At 71.7% G+C, this 15407-nt stretch carries 13 protein-coding genes; 6 read left to right on the top strand and 7 right to left on the bottom strand.

The window, feature by feature from the left end:
* The 3 genes from kdpB to kdpF form a co-directional block, all read right to left on the bottom strand.
* The coding region (gene kdpB / locus ACZ5D2_RS31795; protein ID WP_468934156.1) for a potassium-transporting ATPase subunit KdpB at positions 1 to 1484 on the bottom strand (1484 nt) is incomplete at its 3' end.
* A complete protein-coding gene (gene kdpA, locus ACZ5D2_RS31790) occupies positions 1481 to 3145 on the bottom strand; it encodes a potassium-transporting ATPase subunit KdpA (protein WP_371675416.1) in 1665 nt (554 codons plus the stop codon). The genes kdpB and kdpA, both read right to left, overlap by 4 nt.
* A gap of 6 nt (positions 3146 to 3151) precedes the next feature.
* On the bottom strand, positions 3152 to 3241 hold the full coding sequence (gene kdpF / locus ACZ5D2_RS31785; protein ID WP_042817481.1) for a K(+)-transporting ATPase subunit F: 90 nt from the start codon (positions 3239 to 3241) through the stop codon (positions 3152 to 3154).
* A 519-nt stretch (positions 3242 to 3760) separates the two neighbouring features.
* On the opposite strand from kdpF, the gene ACZ5D2_RS31780 reads away from it, so the two are divergent.
* The 3 genes from ACZ5D2_RS31780 (at position 3761) to ACZ5D2_RS31770 (ending at position 8799) form a co-directional block, all read left to right on the top strand.
* Positions 3761 to 5659 (top strand): APC family permease, encoded by a 1899-nt coding sequence (locus ACZ5D2_RS31780; protein WP_371675415.1) that lies wholly within the window; start codon positions 3761 to 3763, stop codon positions 5657 to 5659.
* Between the two features lie 322 nt (positions 5660 to 5981).
* Positions 5982 to 7025: a M36 family metallopeptidase gene (locus ACZ5D2_RS31775; protein ID WP_371675414.1), complete on the top strand. Its 1044-nt coding sequence runs from the start codon at positions 5982 to 5984 to the stop codon at positions 7023 to 7025.
* 199 nt (positions 7026 to 7224) lie between these two features.
* Entirely contained in the window at positions 7225 to 8799 is a 1575-nt protein-coding gene (locus ACZ5D2_RS31770; protein ID WP_371675413.1) for a M4 family metallopeptidase, read from the top strand.
* 117 nt (positions 8800 to 8916) lie between these two features.
* Here the strand turns inward: ACZ5D2_RS31770 and ACZ5D2_RS31765 are convergent, their stop codons facing one another.
* A complete protein-coding gene (locus tag ACZ5D2_RS31765; RefSeq protein WP_468934150.1) occupies positions 8917 to 9642 on the bottom strand; it encodes a response regulator in 726 nt (241 codons plus the stop codon).
* A gap of 272 nt (positions 9643 to 9914) precedes the next feature.
* Here ACZ5D2_RS31765 and ACZ5D2_RS31760 point away from each other — a divergent pair, with 272 nt between their 5' ends.
* Both ACZ5D2_RS31760 and ACZ5D2_RS31755 read left to right on the top strand, forming a co-directional pair.
* Positions 9915 to 10241, top strand: a complete 327-nt coding sequence (locus ACZ5D2_RS31760) for an STAS domain-containing protein (RefSeq protein ID WP_371675411.1) — start codon at positions 9915 to 9917, stop codon at positions 10239 to 10241.
* A 56-nt stretch (positions 10242 to 10297) separates the two neighbouring features.
* Positions 10298 to 10783: a pyridoxamine 5'-phosphate oxidase family protein gene (locus ACZ5D2_RS31755; protein WP_371675410.1), complete on the top strand. Its 486-nt coding sequence runs from the start codon at positions 10298 to 10300 to the stop codon at positions 10781 to 10783.
* A gap of 16 nt (positions 10784 to 10799) precedes the next feature.
* Here the strand turns inward: ACZ5D2_RS31755 and ACZ5D2_RS31750 are convergent, their stop codons facing one another.
* The gene (locus ACZ5D2_RS31750) at positions 10800 to 12488 is read right to left on the bottom strand and encodes a sensor histidine kinase (RefSeq protein WP_371675409.1); all 1689 of its coding nucleotides are present in this window, start codon (positions 12486 to 12488) and stop codon (positions 10800 to 10802) included.
* 180 nt (positions 12489 to 12668) lie between these two features.
* On the opposite strand from ACZ5D2_RS31750, the gene ppk2 reads away from it, so the two are divergent.
* A complete protein-coding gene (gene ppk2, locus ACZ5D2_RS31745; RefSeq protein ID WP_371675408.1) occupies positions 12669 to 13463 on the top strand; it encodes a polyphosphate kinase 2 in 795 nt (264 codons plus the stop codon).
* Positions 13464 to 13486: 23 nt separating this feature from the next.
* On the opposite strand, the gene ACZ5D2_RS31740 is transcribed toward ppk2, so the two are convergent.
* Positions 13487 to 14104 carry a class I SAM-dependent methyltransferase gene (locus ACZ5D2_RS31740; RefSeq protein WP_371675407.1) on the bottom strand — a complete coding sequence of 206 codons (618 nt, stop codon included), beginning with the start codon at positions 14102 to 14104 and terminating at the stop codon, positions 13487 to 13489.
* Positions 14105 to 14113: 9 nt separating this feature from the next.
* Positions 14114 to 15277, bottom strand: a complete 1164-nt coding sequence (locus tag ACZ5D2_RS31735; protein WP_468934143.1) for a S8 family peptidase — start codon at positions 15275 to 15277, stop codon at positions 14114 to 14116.
* Positions 15278 to 15407: the final 130 nt, after the last annotated feature.

Raw genomic sequence — 15407 nt, 5'->3', positions numbered from 1 at the left:
TTGATGCCCATGCGGCGCAGCTCGTCGAACCGTTCGCGCATGCCCTCCTTGACCACGTCCTTGAGGTGGATGACGCCCAGGACCCGGGCGCCCTTTCCGTCCTCGACGGCGACGAGCAGCGGAGTGCCGCCGGCCTGCGAGATCGTGTCGGTGAGCGCCTGCGCGTCGTCCGCGACGGAGCCTCCGCGCTCGTTCACCCAGGAGATGACCGAACCGGTCGCCCCCTTGCGGACGTTGCGGCCGTCGACGTCCACACCGGACATACGGGTCTGGGCGGTGAAGGCGATCCATTCGGCGTGGGCGAGTTCGCCCTGGTGGCGTTCGCGCAGTCCGTACTTCTCCTTCGCGAGGACCACGATGGAGCGGCCCTCGGGAGTCTCGTCGGCGAGGGAGGAGAGCTGGGCCGCGTCGGCGAGTTCGGCCTCGGTGACGCCCTTGACGGGGACGAACTCGGCGGCCTGCCGGTTGCCGAGGGTGATGGTGCCGGTCTTGTCGAGGAGGAGGGTGGAGACGTCACCGGCGGCTTCGACGGCGCGGCCGGACATGGCCAGGACGTTGCGCTGCACGAGGCGGTCCATGCCCGCGATGCCGATGGCCGACAGGAGCGCGCCGATCGTGGTCGGGATCAGGCAGACCAGCAGCGCCGTCAGCACGATCATGGACTGCTCGGCGCCCGCGTAGATCGCGAACGGCTGAAGCGTGACGACCGCCAGCAGGAAGACGATCGTGAGGGATGCGAGCAGGATGTTGAGCGCGATCTCGTTCGGCGTCTTCTGCCGCGCCGCGCCCTCCACCAGGGCGATCATGCGGTCGATGAACGTCTCGCCCGGCTTCGTCGTGATCTTGACGACGATCCGGTCGGAGAGGACCTTCGTACCGCCGGTGACCGCGCTGCGGTCGCCGCCGGACTCCCGGATCACCGGGGCGGACTCACCGGTGATCGCGGACTCGTCGACGGAGGCGACGCCTTCGATGACGTCTCCGTCGCCGGGGATGACGTCACCGGTCTCGCAGACGACGAGGTCGCCGATGCGCAGATCGGTGCCGGGGACCTGCTCCTCGCCCGGGCCGTCCTGGGTCAGGCGGCGGGCGACGGTGTCGGTCTTGGCCTTGCGGAGGGTGTCCGCCTGGGCCTTGCCGCGGCCCTCGGCGACGGCCTCGGCGAGGTTGGCGAAGATGGTGGTCAGCCACAGCCAGGCGGTGATCGCCCAGCCGAACCAGTCCGTCGGGTCCTTGATGGCCAGCACGGTGGTGACCACCGAGCCGACGAGGACCACGAACATGACCGGCGACTTGATCATGACGCGGGGGTCGAGCTTCTTCACCGCATCCGGGAAGGACTTCAGCAACTGCGCGGGGTCGAACAGCCCTGTGCCGACGCGGCCGCCTTCCGGCTTCTGGCCGGTGGGCGCGTCCTGGTGCGGAGGGCGGGTCGGAGTCACGGTCGGCATGACGTCCTCTTGCTTCCTGGTGTCGGAGGTCATGACGCCAGCCCTTCGGCGAGCGGACCCAGCGCGAGCGCCGGGAAGTAGGTCAGACCCGTGATGATGACGATCGTGCCGACGAGCAGGCCGGCGTAGAGGGGCTTGTCCGTGCGCAGGGTTCCCGCCGTCTCGGGGACGGGATTCTGTTCGGCGAGCGAGCCGGCCAGCGCGAGGACGAAGACCATGGGCAGGAACCGGCCCAGCAGCATGGCGAGGCCGATGGTGGTGTTGAACCACTGCGTGTCGGCGTTCAGGCCTGCGAAGGCGGAGCCGTTGTTGTTGGCGCCCGAGGTGTAGGCGTAGAGGATCTCGGAGAACCCGTGGGCACCCGTGTTGGCCATGGAGTTGCCCGGGGTGGGCAGGGCCATCGCCGCGGCGGTGAAGCACAGCACCAGCGCCGGGGTGATGAGGATGTAGCAGGCCGCGAACTTGATCTCGCGGGTGCCGATCTTCTTGCCCAGGTACTCCGGGGTGCGGCCGACCATGAGGCCGGCGATGAACACCGCGATGATCGCCATGACCAGCATGCCGTAGAGACCGGAGCCGACACCGCCGGGGGCGATCTCGCCGAGCTGCATGCCGAGCATCGCGATGCCGCCGCCGAAGCCGGTGAAGGAGGAGTGGAAAGAGTTGACGGCACCCGTGGACGTGAGGGTGCTGGCCACCGCGAAGATCGACGAGCCGCCGATCCCGAACCGGGTCTCCTTGCCTTCCATCGCCCCGCCCGCGACCTCGAACGCCGGTCCGTGGTGGGCGAATTCGGTCCACATCATCAGGGCCGTGAAGCCGAGCCAGATGACGGCCATCGTCGCCAGGATCGCGTAGCCCTGGCGCAGGTTGCCGACCATCCGGCCGAACGTGCGGGTGAGCGCGAACGGGATGACGAGGATCAGGAAGATCTCGAAGAGGTTGGAGAACGGAGTCGGGTTCTCGAAGGGGTGGGCGGAGTTGGCGTTGAAGTAGCCGCCGCCGTTCGTGCCCAGCTCCTTGATGACCTCCTGGGAGGCCACCGCCCCGCCGTTCCACTGCTGCGTACCGCCCAGGAACTGGCCGACCTCGTGGATGCCGGCGAAGTTCTGGATCGCGCCGCACGCGACCAGGACCAGCGCGCCGATCACCGAGATCGGCAGCAGGATCCGGACGGTGCCCCGGACCAGGTCGGCCCAGAAGTTGCCGAGTTCACCGGTGCGGGAGCGCGCGAAGCCCCGTACCAGGGCCACCGCCACGGCCATGCCGACCGCGGCCGAGACGAAGTTCTGTACGGCGAGGCCGCCGGTCTGCACGACGTGGCCCATCGCCTGCTCACCGGCGTACGACTGCCAGTTCGTGTTCGCCACGAAGGACGCGGCGGTGTTGAAGGCCTGGTCGGGGTCGATCGCGGAGAAGCCGAGCGAGCCGGGCAGGACGCCCTGCAGGCGCTGCAGGACGTAGAGGAACAGGACGCCCACGGCCGAGAAGGCGAGGACGCCGCGCAGGTACGCGGGCCACCGCATCTCGGCGGAGGGGTTGGCGCCGATGGCCTTGTAGATCCACTTCTCCGGCTTGTAGTGCTTCTCGGAGGAGTAGACCTTGGCCATGTGATCGCCCAGCGGACGGTAGGCCAGGGCCAGCGCGGCGACCAGAGCGAGGAGCTGGAGGACACCAGCGATCCGGGGACTCATGTCGGCTCAGAACCTCTCCGGGTACACGAGGGCGAGGACGAGGTATCCGAGCAGGGAGACGGCCACGACGAGGCCGACGATGTTCTCGACGGTCACAGCTTGGCCACCCCTCGGGCGATGAGAGCCACCAGCGCGAACACCGCGACCGTGGTGACGACGAAGGCCAGATCGGCCATCGTGAGCTCCTGATGAAGTGATGAAGTGGAAGTGGAATCGGCCGGAGTGGCCGAGACCGAGCAAAGCGCGAGTGGCCCTCCGCGTTAAGCGACCTTGACGGGGTCCATACGGTCGCGGGGCAACCCTTGACGCAGCCCTGACGCGGGGTCTCGGGTTCAGCACCTCTCGGGCCTGACCAGCGCGGTCCCCGGATGGCCGGGCAGGCACGGCGCGACGATCGGCCCGGCCCCGTTCTCGATGTCCGCAGCGCCTCCGGTCGTCCCCGGCGCCACGCGCCCCGGCGAGGCATTGACGCGTCTCATAGGATCTGCCGGGTTCGGCGTAAGGAGCGCGTGAAGAGTGGTCCGGTCGGCGTATGGATCTCGCCAAGGTGGCCGACGGTAGCGGTGAGCGCCTCCGACGCTGTCCTCACTCTGCCCACTTCGGAGGAACGGCGACATGGCCATGCACACAGGAGAACCGACCGCTGCCGGCCAGGGACCGGACCAGGGGCCGGGCCAGGAGGAGCCCCCTGATACCGGCGCCGGGTCGGCGGCCGAGCCGGGGGACCGGCACAGGCTGACCGCGCTCCAGGGCCTCGCCGCCCTCTCCCTGGACGCCATGGCCTCCGTCGCGTACGGCCCCGAGTCGATCGTGCTCGTGCTCGCCGCGGCCGGGGGGTACGGCCTCGGCTTCACCCTCCCGGTGACCCTGGCGATCGCCGCGCTGCTGGCCGTACTGGTCGCCTCGTACCGACAGGTCATCGCAGCCTTCCCCGACGGCGGCGGCTCCTACGCGGTGGCCAGGCGGCACCTCGGCCCGCGTACGAGCCTGGTCGCCGCGGCCTCGCTGATCCTGGACTACGTCCTGAACGTCGCCGTGTCGGTCACCGCCGGTGTTGCCGCCCTGACCTCGGCCTTCCCCTCGCTGTACGGGGAACGGGTCTGGCTCTGCCTGGGCGTGCTCGTGCTGGTCACGGCCGTGAACCTGCGCGGCGTCGTCGACTCGGCCAAGGCGTTCCTCGTGCCCACGGCCGTGTTCGTCGGCTCGATCCTCGCGATGATCACGGTCGGTCTGTTCCGGGACGGACCGGTGTCCACCGAGACCGCCGCGGGGCACGCCTCCGCTCTCGGCGACGGCGCCACCACCGTCGGCGCCCTGCTCCTGCTCAAGGCCTTCTCCGCCGGCTGCTCCGCACTCACCGGTGTCGAGGCCGTCGCCAACGCCGTGCCTTCCTTCCGGGCACCGGCCGCCCGCCGGGCCCAGCGCACCGAGGTCGCCCTCGGCGCGCTCCTGGGCGTGATGCTGATCGGCCTCTCCATCCTCATCGGGCGCTTCCACCTCCAGCCGGTCGAGGGCGTCACCGTCCTCGCCCAGCTCGCGGACGCCTCCTTCGGCCACAACGCCGCCTTCTACGTCGTCCAGTTCGCCACCGTGGTGCTGCTGGCCCTCGCCGCGAACACCTCCTTCGGCGGGCTGCCCGTCCTGATGAGCCTGCTGGCCCGGGACAACTACCTCCCCCACGTGTTCGCGCTCAAGGCCGACCGGCAGGTCCACCGGCACGGCGTGGTCTGGCTGGCCCTGGTGTCCGCCGCCCTGCTGGTCTTCTCCGGCGGAGACGCCAACACCCTGGTGCCGCTCTTCGCCATCGGGGTGTTCGTCGGCTTCACCATCTGCCAGGTCGGCATGGTCCGCCACTGGTCGCTGGAACGCCCCGCCGGCCGGCGGGCGAAAGCCGCGCTGAACGGCTTCGGCGCGCTGCTCACCGGTGTGTCCGCGGTCGTGGTGACGGCCACCAGGTTCACCCAGGGGGCCTGGCTGATCGTCGTGGCCCTGCCGCTGATCGTCCTCGCCTTCGAGAAGGTGCACCGCGCCTACGGGCGGATCGGTGAACGCCTGGAGCTCGGCCGGATCCCGCAGCCCCCGGAGCGCTCCCGTTCCCTGGTCGTCGTCCCCGTGTCGGGGCTGTCCCTGCTGACCTGCCGGGCGCTGACCGCTGCCCGCTCGCTCGGCGACGAGGTCCTGGCGGTGACCGTCACCCACCCGGCGCCCGAGGACCGGCGGGCCGCCGAAGCGCTGCGCCGCGACTGGGAGCTGTGGAACCCCGGCATCGAGCTGGTCGAACTCCCCTCGCCGACCCGCTCGCTGGGCCGTCCCGTATCGGGCTACGTCCGCGAGCTGACGGAACGGCAGCCGGACACCCAGGTGACCGTCCTGATCCCGGAGACCGAGCCGGAACGCCTCTGGCAGCGGATGCTGCAGAACCAGCGTGGCTCGCTGGTCGCCCACGCGGTACGCCGGGACACCGACGCGGTGATCTGCCGGCTGAGGTTCCGCATCACCGCGGAGCCGCGCTGACGTGCCCTCGGACGTGCCCTCGGACGTGCCCTCGGACGTGGCCCCGACGGCCGACCGCTCCACGCCGTTCGCCTCCCACGCCCGGCCCGGGGTCCATGGAGCGACCGCGGCCGGCGGCGAGTTCGGCGCGGCTGCCGGAAGCTGACGGCCGGGAGGATGGCGGTTGGCGGTGGCGGTGGCGGTGGCGGCGGCGGTGGTGACGGTGCGGACGGATTGCCCGGCGCAAGGCCTGGTCAAAGCGGGGCCGGTTGGGCGAGGATCGCGTCCGCACCGTTGCGCCGACGAATCTCCGGCACATCACATCCATCACAGGAGGATGTTCATGCCCCGCCGTTCCCCTCGCGGCCTGACCGCGGCGGCCACCGCCGCCGTGGCCCTGTTCACCCTGGCCGGCCCGGCCTCGGCGACCGGGTCCGCCCCCGCCGCCTCCCTGCCCCAGGGGCGCATCTTCATGGTCAACCCCGTGCAGTCCTCGGGCGATCAGACCCTCGTCGACGCCAAGGACGCCGCGGACGCCGTGCCCGCCTCGGCCTACACCACGGCCGCCCTGCACAACCTGGACGGCAGCGGCGGGCTGTCCGGGAAGTGGGCGTACGTCCGGTCGGAGACCGGCGCCCCCGCGACGGTAGCCGACGCCGCCCGGTACGACCGCGCGGACGACGGGTTCGGCCAGGTCATGGCCTACTTCTGGGTCAACGAGGCGCAGGAGTACCTGCAGGGCCTCGGCTTCGGGAGCGAGTTGCCCGGGGCCAACGACCGGGCGCAGCCGGTCCGTATCAACCAGTACGGCGCCGACAACTCCTTCTTCACGGACAAGAAGGCCGAGATCCGTTTCGGGAAGGGCGGCGTCGACGACGCCGAGGACGCCGAGGTCATAGTCCACGAGTACGGGCACGCCGTGCACAACGCACAGGTACCCGGCTTCGGCACATCCCCGGAGGCCGGCGCGATCGGCGAGGCCTTCGGCGACTACCTGGCCGTCGAGGTCGGCGCCCACGCGGACGCCGTCCGCGGCTGGCCGAGCAAGACGGACCCGGCGTGCGTCGCCGACTGGGACTCGACGTCCTACAGCACCGCCCCGCACTGCCTGCGCCGGATCGACGGGACCAAGGTCTACGCGGACAGGGTGGGCGAGGTCCACGCCGACGGTGAGATCTGGTCCCGTGCCCTCTTCGACATCCGGGGCGCCCTGGGGTCCCGCACCGCCGACCGCGTCATCGTGAACGCGCAGTTCGGCTTCGCGCCCGGCACGAGCTTCCAGGACGCGGCGCTGACGACGGTCGCGACAGCTCAGCGCATGTACGGCGGAACCGCGGCGGACGCCGTCCGCGCAGCGTTCAAGGCCCGTCAGATCCCGGGCATGTGACGGACGTCCGCTCGGCCCCGGGCTCAACTGCCCGGGGCCAAGCGGAATGTTCCCTTTTTGACCGTTGAGCGGACATGAAAGTCCTCTCTCCGGATAACAACAGGTCAAATACTTGTTGCATACCTGTCAAACACTCCCTCCTTCCTGGCAGTCTCACAGCCGCCCCCACGGCAACGAAGGAGAACGAGTGCCCCACCACATGTCCTCATCCCCCACCGCCCGCAGCCGGACCCGAGCCCTGCGCACCGCCGCCGTCGTCGCGTCCGCGGCGATGGTCGCGATCTCCGTTCAGAGCGGGTCCGCCAGCGCGGCCGCCGAGCGCGAAGCGGGAGCCACGGCCCTCGCGCTGCCGGCCTCGGCGCGCACCCAGGCGATAGCCGACGCGCAGACCGGAGCGGCGGGTACCGCGCGTGCCATCGGCCTGTCCGACCAGGAAGGCCTCGTCGCCCGCGATGTGATCAAGGATGGCGACGGCACGGTCCACACCCGCTACGAGCGGACCTACGGCGGACTGCCCGTCCTCGGCGGCGATCTGGTCGTCCATCAGAAGAAGGACGGCAGCCGGAAGACCACCAAGGGCACCGAGGCGCGCATTGCCCCGTCCGCGGCCCGCACCCTGAAGGCCGCGCCCGCCGGCGCCCGTCAGGTGGTCTGGGCCGCGACCGGCACGCCGGTCTTCGCCTACGAGGCCGTCGTCACCGGCACGCAGCCCGACGGCACCCCCAGTGAGCGCCACGTCATCACCGACGCCGCCACCGGCGCCGAGATCTACTCGTACGAGGCCATCGACACCGGTACCGGCACCAGCGAGTACTCCGGCCCCGTCGCGCTCGGCACCAGCCCGAGCGGGTCGGCCTACAGCCTGACCGACGGGGCCCGCGGCGGCCACAAGACCTACGACCTGAACGGCGCGACGTCCACCGCGACCGGCACCCTCTTCACCGACGCGGACGACGCGTGGGGCGACGGCTCGCCGGCGAACCGTCAGACGGCCGCGGTCGACGCCCACTACGGCGCCGCCGTCACCTGGGACTTCTACCGGTCCGAGCTCGGCCGCAACGGCATCGCCGGTGACGGCAAGGCCGCGTACTCCCGTGTCCACTACGGAAACGCCTATGTCAACGCCTTCTGGGACGACAGCTGCTTCTGCATGACCTACGGCGACGGCGCGGGCAACCTCAAGCCGCTCACCTCACTGGACGTCGCCGGCCACGAGATGAGCCACGGCCTGACCGCCGCCACCGCCAAGCTGAACTACAGCCGCGAGTCCGGCGGCCTCAACGAGGCCACCAGCGACATCTTCGGCACCTCCGTGGAGTTCTTCGCGAACAACTCCTCCGACGTCGGTGACTACCTCATCGGCGAGAAGATCGACATCCGGGGCGACGGCACGCCGCTGCGCTACATGGACAAGCCCAGCAAGGACGGAGCCTCCGCCGACTACTGGTCGAAGACCGTCGGGCGGCTCGACGTCCACAACTCCTCCGGCGTCGCGAACCACTTCTTCTACCTGCTCTCCGAGGGCAGTGGTGCCAAGACGGTCAACGGGGTGTCCTACAACTCGCCCACCTACGACGGTTCCACCGTCACGGGGATCGGCCGGACCAAGGCCTACAAGATCTGGTACAAGGCGCTCTCGACCTACATGACGTCGACCACCAACTACGCGGGGGCCCGCACCGCGACCCTGCAGGCGACGGCCGACCTGTACGGCTCGACCGGCACCGAGTACCAGCAGGTGGCGGCCGCGTGGAAGGCCGTGAACGTCAAGTGACGCGCTGACGCCCGCCCGAACGGCCGTCAGGGGCCCGCTCCCCGGGAGGGGGACGGGCCCCTGACGCGCGTGCCGGCCCGGGAGGGACAGGGCCTACTCCGGGGCCTACTCCGGGGCCTACTCCGGGGCCGGGGCCGGGGCCGGGGCGGAGGCCGGGTGCCGGCCGGGCGGGGTCAGGGCGTGGCTGGCGATCACGGCGGCCTGGACGCGCCGCTCCACCCCCAGCTTGACGAACAGCCGAGAGATGATGTTCTTGACGGTCTTCTCCGCGAGGTAGAGCCGCTTGCCGATCTCCCGGTTGGTGAGTCCGTCGCTGACCATGAGGAGGATCTCCTTCTCCCGGTCCGTGAAGCCGGGCAGCCCCGGGACCCGCTCCTCTTCGGGCACGTCCCCCCGCATGCGCGCCATCAGCCGTGTGGTGGCCCCGGGATCGAGCATCGACTGGCCGGCGGCCACCGTCCGGACGGCGGTCACCAGGTCGGTGCCGGTGATCTGCTTCAGGACGTACCCGGAGGCCCCCGCCATCACGGCGTCCAGCAGCGCGTCCTCGTCGTCGAACGACGTGAGCATCAGACAGGCGAGCTCGGGCATCCGCGAGCGCAGTTCACGGCACACGCTCACCCCGTCGCCGTCCTGGAGCCGTACGTCCAGGATCGCGACCCGGGGACGCAGCGCCGGAACGCGGACCAGTGCCTGTTCCGCCGTGCCCGCTTCGCCGACCACGGTCAGGTCGGGCTCGGCGTCCAGCAGGTCGTGCACTCCCCGGCGGACGACCTCGTGGTCGTCGAGCAGGAAGACGCGGATGGGCTCCGTCGCGGGGGAGGGGGCACTGCTGCCGGTCATGAAGCAACTCCTTCGCATGGGTTCGTCCCGGACGCACGGACACCGGCATCCTGCCCGTCGGACGGGCCGGACGGCCAGGGCCGATCGGCCCTCATCGGCCCGGGGCCCGGGGCCCCGGACGACGGGCCCCGGCCCGGCCCTCCGGAAAAGGGACCTTCGGCCCTGCCCCGAGGGCCTGCCGGGCCTTTCCGGGCGCGGGTGGCACCGGATGGACTGACGGGGTACGGGGAACGGCGCGACTCCACGGAGCCGCACGCAGCGCGGAGGACGTCATGACGACCGCCTTGATCGACCTGAAGACCGTGGCCCGGGACGACCGCGGTCTGCGGATGTCCCTGGCCGGAGAGCTCGACTTCTACACGGCCGGGCACGTGGGGCCACGCCTGCGCGAACTCGCCGCGTCCGGCCACCGGAACATCGTCCTGGACCTGTGCGGCCTCTCCTTCTGCGACAGCGCGGGCATCGACCTCCTGACCCGTCTCGACCGCCACTGCCGTACGGCGGGAACGCGGCTCCTCCTGTGCGACGTCCCACCCCTGGTGGTCAAGTCGATGCGGGTGCTCGCCGCCGACCACGACCTGAAGTTCGTCGTCTCGTGATCGCGGAGCCGGTCGGAGCGGGAAGGGCCGAGCGGGAACGGACGAAGGCGCCCGTCATGGATCGGGAAGGCATGCGCCGGCCCGCCGGCCGGACCGCCGGTACCACGGCCGCCCGGCACATGCGGGAGCTGGACAGGGCGGAGGCCCTCGGGCTCCTCGCCACGGTGTCGCTGGGACGCATCGTCTTCACGCGGCACGCGCTGCCCGCCGTTCGAGCGGTGAACCACCTCGTCGAGGGCGAGGACGTCATCGTCCGGATCCACGAAGGCGGGGCACTGGCCTCCCTCGCGGAACCCGCCGCCGCCCCCGGCGTGGTGGTGGCCTACGAGGCGGACGTCATCGATCCCGACACGCATCTCGGCTGGAGCGTGGTCGTCACCGGCTACGCGCGACCGGTGGCCGACGCCGAGCGGTACGCGGACCTGCTGCGCCCCTGGGTGGGACGGCCGATGACCGGCGCCCTGCGGATCCGCCCGGATCTCGTCACGGGCTTCCGCCTGGAGGCCGCACCGCCGCCACCCGCCCTGATGGTCCGCCGCTGACCCGGTGCCGCCCCCCTCAGCCGCTGCCGGGAAGCGGCGCCCGCCACACCAGCCTGCTGCCGCCCTCCTCGGGAGTCTCCACGGTGAAGGTCCCGCCCGAGCTCCGTGCCCGCTCGTCGAGGTTGCGCAGCCCGCTCCTGCGACCCTGCGCGGGAATGCCCGTGCCGTTGTCCGAGACGGTCAGTACGATCTCGCCCCGTCCGGCCTTGAGGGTCACGCCGACCCGGGTCGCCCGCGCGTGGCGGGCCGCGTTGCTGAGGAGCTCGCCCAGCGCCGCCACCACGTGATCGGCGATCTGTACGGGTACGTCGGTGTCGAGGAGCCCCTCCATGCTCAGGCGAGGGGGATGGCCCAGGGAGGTCGCCGCGTCGCCGACGGCCCGGGCGGCGCGGGCCCGCAGCCCGGGGCCGCTCTCGCGGTCCTTGGTGCGGAGCCCGAAGATCGTCGAGCGGATGATCTTGATGGTCTCGTCCAGGTCGTCGACCGCCCGGCCGACCCGCTCGGCAGCCCCTTCGTGCTCCACCAGCCGGGCGGCGCTCTGCAGGGTCATGCCGGTGGCGAAGAGCCGCTGGATGGCCAGATCGTGCAGGTCGCGGGCGATCCGGTCGCGTTCCTCCAGCAGTGCTATCTGCTCGGCGTCCCGACGCCGTTCCGCCAGCTCCAGAGCGATCGCCGCCTGACCCGCGAAGGCGACGATCGGCTCCAGCTCACCCTCGCCGAACGCCGGATCGCCCGCCGAGCGCGAGAGCAGCAGGACGCCCCGGCTCTCCCCGCCCGCAGTGCCCAACGGCACCGCGACGGCAGGTCCGAGCCCGTCCCGCCCCCGTATCCGGTCCTCGGCCGGGTAGCGCCCGTCGCCCGAGGCCTGCATGGCCGTCACGGGCTTGCCCGCCCGGTGCGCGGCTCCGGAGAGCGTGCCGTCGAAGGGCACGACGAGGCCCTGCCACGCGGCCCTGTCCACGCCGGCGGCGAACTCCACGACCAGACCGTCGACGCCGTCCACCGGCACGGCGATGTTCGCGAGCCGCGCCCCGGTGATCTCCTGGGCGCGGCGGGCGATGAGCTCCAGCACCGCCGGGCGCGAACTGCCGGACAGCAGGCTCTCGGTGATCTCCGCGTTGGCCCTGAGCCACAACTGCTGGCGCTGCGCGCCCTCGTAGAGCCGCGCGTTGTCGATCGCCACGCCCGCCGCCACGGAGAGGGTGGAGATCACGGTCTCGTCCTCGGTGTCGAAGTCGACCCCGCCCCGCTTGTCGGTCAGATAGAGGTTTCCGAACACCTCGTCACGGACCCGGATCGGCACGCCGAGGAACGTGCGCATGGGCGGGTGATGGGCCGGGAACCCGTGCGAGGAGGAGTGCGCTCCGAGATCGGTCAGCCGCAGGGGCTCCGGGTGGTGGATGACCTCGCCGAGCAGGCCGTGACCGGCCGGCAGGGGACCGATGTCGGCGATCTCCGCGTCGGTGAGCCCCACGGTCAGGAACTGGGCGAGCGTGCGGCCGTCGGGGCCGATGACGCCCAGGGCGCCGTACTCGGCGTCGACCAGCAGCGCGGCCGCCTCCACGATGCGCCGGAGCACCTGGGCGAGGTCCAGCTCCCGCCCCACCGACACGACGGCCTCCAACAGGCTGTGCACCCGGTCGCGGGTACCGCGCACCTCGTCGATGCGGACCTGGAGCTCGTCCAGCAGCTCGTCCAGTCGCATCCTGGGTACCTGCGTCAACGGATTCCCCACACCCACTCGTTTCCCCTCCGGCTGCCGCCCGATGCCCCGACCCGCGGCCAGCGTATCGACACGCCGGGGCCCGGGGGACATCGTTGCGCGTGGACGCCGGCCGTGACTGAGTTGATCGAAGTGTCCGACGACGATGGGGAGAGGACGGTAATGGGACTCGGCAAGGCGGTCTACGAGGCCGAACTGCTACGGCTCCAGACGGAGCTGGTCAGGCTCCAGGAATGGGTGCGCGAGGAGGGCGCCCGACTGGTCGTCGTCTTCGAGGGGCGCGACGCGGCGGGCAAGGGCGGCACGATCAAACGTGTCGCCGAACACCTCAACCCCCGCGTGGCACGTATCGCGGCCCTTCCGAAGCCGACGGAGCGGGAGCGCACGCAGTGGTACTTCCAGCGGTACGTGGCGCACCTGCCGGCCGCCGGGGAGATCGTCCTGTTCGACCGCAGCTGGTACAACCGCGCCGGAGTCGAGCACGTCATGGGCTTCTGCACGCCCGCGGAGCACCGGCTCTTCCTGCGGCAGTGTCCGGTCTTCGAGCGGATGCTGGTCGAAGAGGGGATCCTGCTCCGCAAGTACTGGTTCTCCGTCAGCGACACGGTGCAGGAGGAACGGTTCCGCCGCCGGGCGGAGGATCCGTTGCGGCGCTGGAAGCTCTCCCCGATGGACCTGGAGTCGCTCACGCACTGGGAGGCGTACTCGCGGGCCAAGGACGACATGCTGGTCCACACGGACACGGCGGACGCCCCGTGGTACGTGGTCGAGAGCGACGACAAGCGCAGCGCGAGGGTCAACATGATCGCCCACCTGCTGTCCTCGGTCCCCTACGGGGACGTGGTCGTACCCTCGCTCGTGCTGCCGTCCCGGCCCCCGTCGACGGGATACGAGAGGCCGCCCAAGGAGCTCCGGACCGTCGTGCCCGATCACGCGGCCACACTCGGCAAGGAGTGAGCCGCAGCGGGATCCCGGTCCCGTCAGGACTCTTCGTCGTCGCCCTTGGTGAAGGCGAGGTCGCTCCAGTGCACGCCGCCCCGGTCGAGCGGGTCCGCGCTGTCCCCGTGGCGGACGCAGGCCAGCCCCCGGGACCCGGCCAGTGCGATCGTTTCCGCCGCCGTGACCTCGAACATCCGCCGCCCCGCCGGCACCGGGCCGTGCCGGAGCGAGAGGACCAGCAGACCGCCCGGGGCCAGCAGCGCGGCGACGCGGGCCATCGACCGTTCCCGTTCGGGGGCGGTGAGGTGCATCCAGACCGCCGAGATGACGATCAGGTCGTACGGGCCGTGCCGGTCCGTTGCCGTGAGGTCCGGCAGCGCGTCGTCGAGCCAGGTGATCGGGTCGGCGGCGTGGATCCGCCGGGCGTGGGCGCGGAGTTCGTCGGTCGGCTCCACGGCGACCACGGTGTGGCCCAGCGCCGTCAGCGCCGACGCGTCCCGGCCGGTGCCGGCGCCGATGTCGAGGACCCGGGCGCCGGGGGGCGGCAGCAGGTGCAGTACACCCGCGTGCACGTCCTCGAACGTCACGCTCTCGTACTGCTCGGCGAGTGCGTCGGAGGCCTCGGCGTACCCGGAGGTGCTGGTGAGGACGGAGGTCATGGTTCGCTCCTAGAGGGCGGAGGTGTTCAGGAGCCGGTTGGGGGTTCCCGGTGGGACGGCCGTCAGGGCGTCCCGGGTGGCCTGCTGGGTGACCCAGGTGCGCACCTGGGCGGGTGTGGCTCCGGGGTGCGCCGAGAGGTAGAGGGCCACCGCGCCCGTTACGTGCGGGGTGGCCCACGAGGTGGCGGCGGAGTCGCTGGTGGCGGTACCGCTGCCGCCCGCCACCGCGGAGGTGACCTTGTCCCCGGGGGCGTACAGGTCCACGCAGGATCCGTACCCGGAGCCGAAGCCCTCGGTGTCCCGCCAGTGGCGGTCGTCGGCGGTGGAGGCGGCCACGACGATGGCGCCGTGGGCGCCGGCCGGCGAGTGTCCGCAGGCGTCGTCGCTGAAGTTGCCCGCCGCGACGACCGCCGGGATCCCGGACTCGACCAGGTGCTGCACGGCGGCGTCGAGCGCCGGCGAGCGGGTCTTGAGGTTGAGGGACATGTTGACCACGGCCGGGCGCCGGGCGTGGGCGGTCACCCACTCGACGGCCTTGATGACGGAGGTCTCGGCCGCCGGCGGGCCGTCCTTGCCCGGCCCGCTGCTGCCGCCCTCCTCGCAGCCGATGGCCTGGACGCGTACGAGTTCGGCCTTGGGGGCGACCCCGTAGGTACGGCCGCCGATGATGCCGGCCACGAACGTGCCGTGGCCCAGTCCGTCCCCGCCGTAGCAGTCGCCCTCGTCCGGGACCCCGATGAAGTCGGCGCCGGGAGTGGCGCGTCCGGTGAACTCGGGCTGCTTGAGGTCCATGCCGGTGTCCAGCACGTAGACGTGGACCCCGCGGCCGTCGGTGCCCGTCGTGAAGCGGCCGTCGAGGGGGCGGGTGCGCTGGTCGAGCCGGTCCAGGTTCCACGGGACACCCGTACGCACGAGGGGGGACCCGCCCGCGTGCCCCGAGGGCGCGGGGCTTCCCGGGGTGGCTCCCGAGGGGTGGGACGTCGGGTGCGGAGCCCCGGACGGGCCGCCGGTGCCCGGCGCGTGGGCGGAGGGGGACGCCTGAGCGGTCCCGGATCCGCCGGTGGGCCGTGCGGGCGCCCCGGAGCCGGGCTCCCCGGACGGGGTGCAGGCCGAGAGTCCCAGTGCCGCCGCCACGGCGGTGACCAGCATCGTGTTGCCGTACGCCCGTCTCATGTCCCGTCCCCGTTCCGTCGCCCGCCGCCGCGCCCCGGCTGCCTGCCGTCAGCGGCCCAGACGTTCCGGGAGGGTGCCCCGGTTGCAGTGGCGAGTCGATTGGATGCACCACGGAAAGGGCGAGGCGAAG

Source organism: Streptomyces sp. NPDC031479 (genome assembly GCF_055581065.1).
Note: the sequence above shows the minus strand (reverse complement) of the source record. Positions and strands in the feature narration are given on the sequence as shown.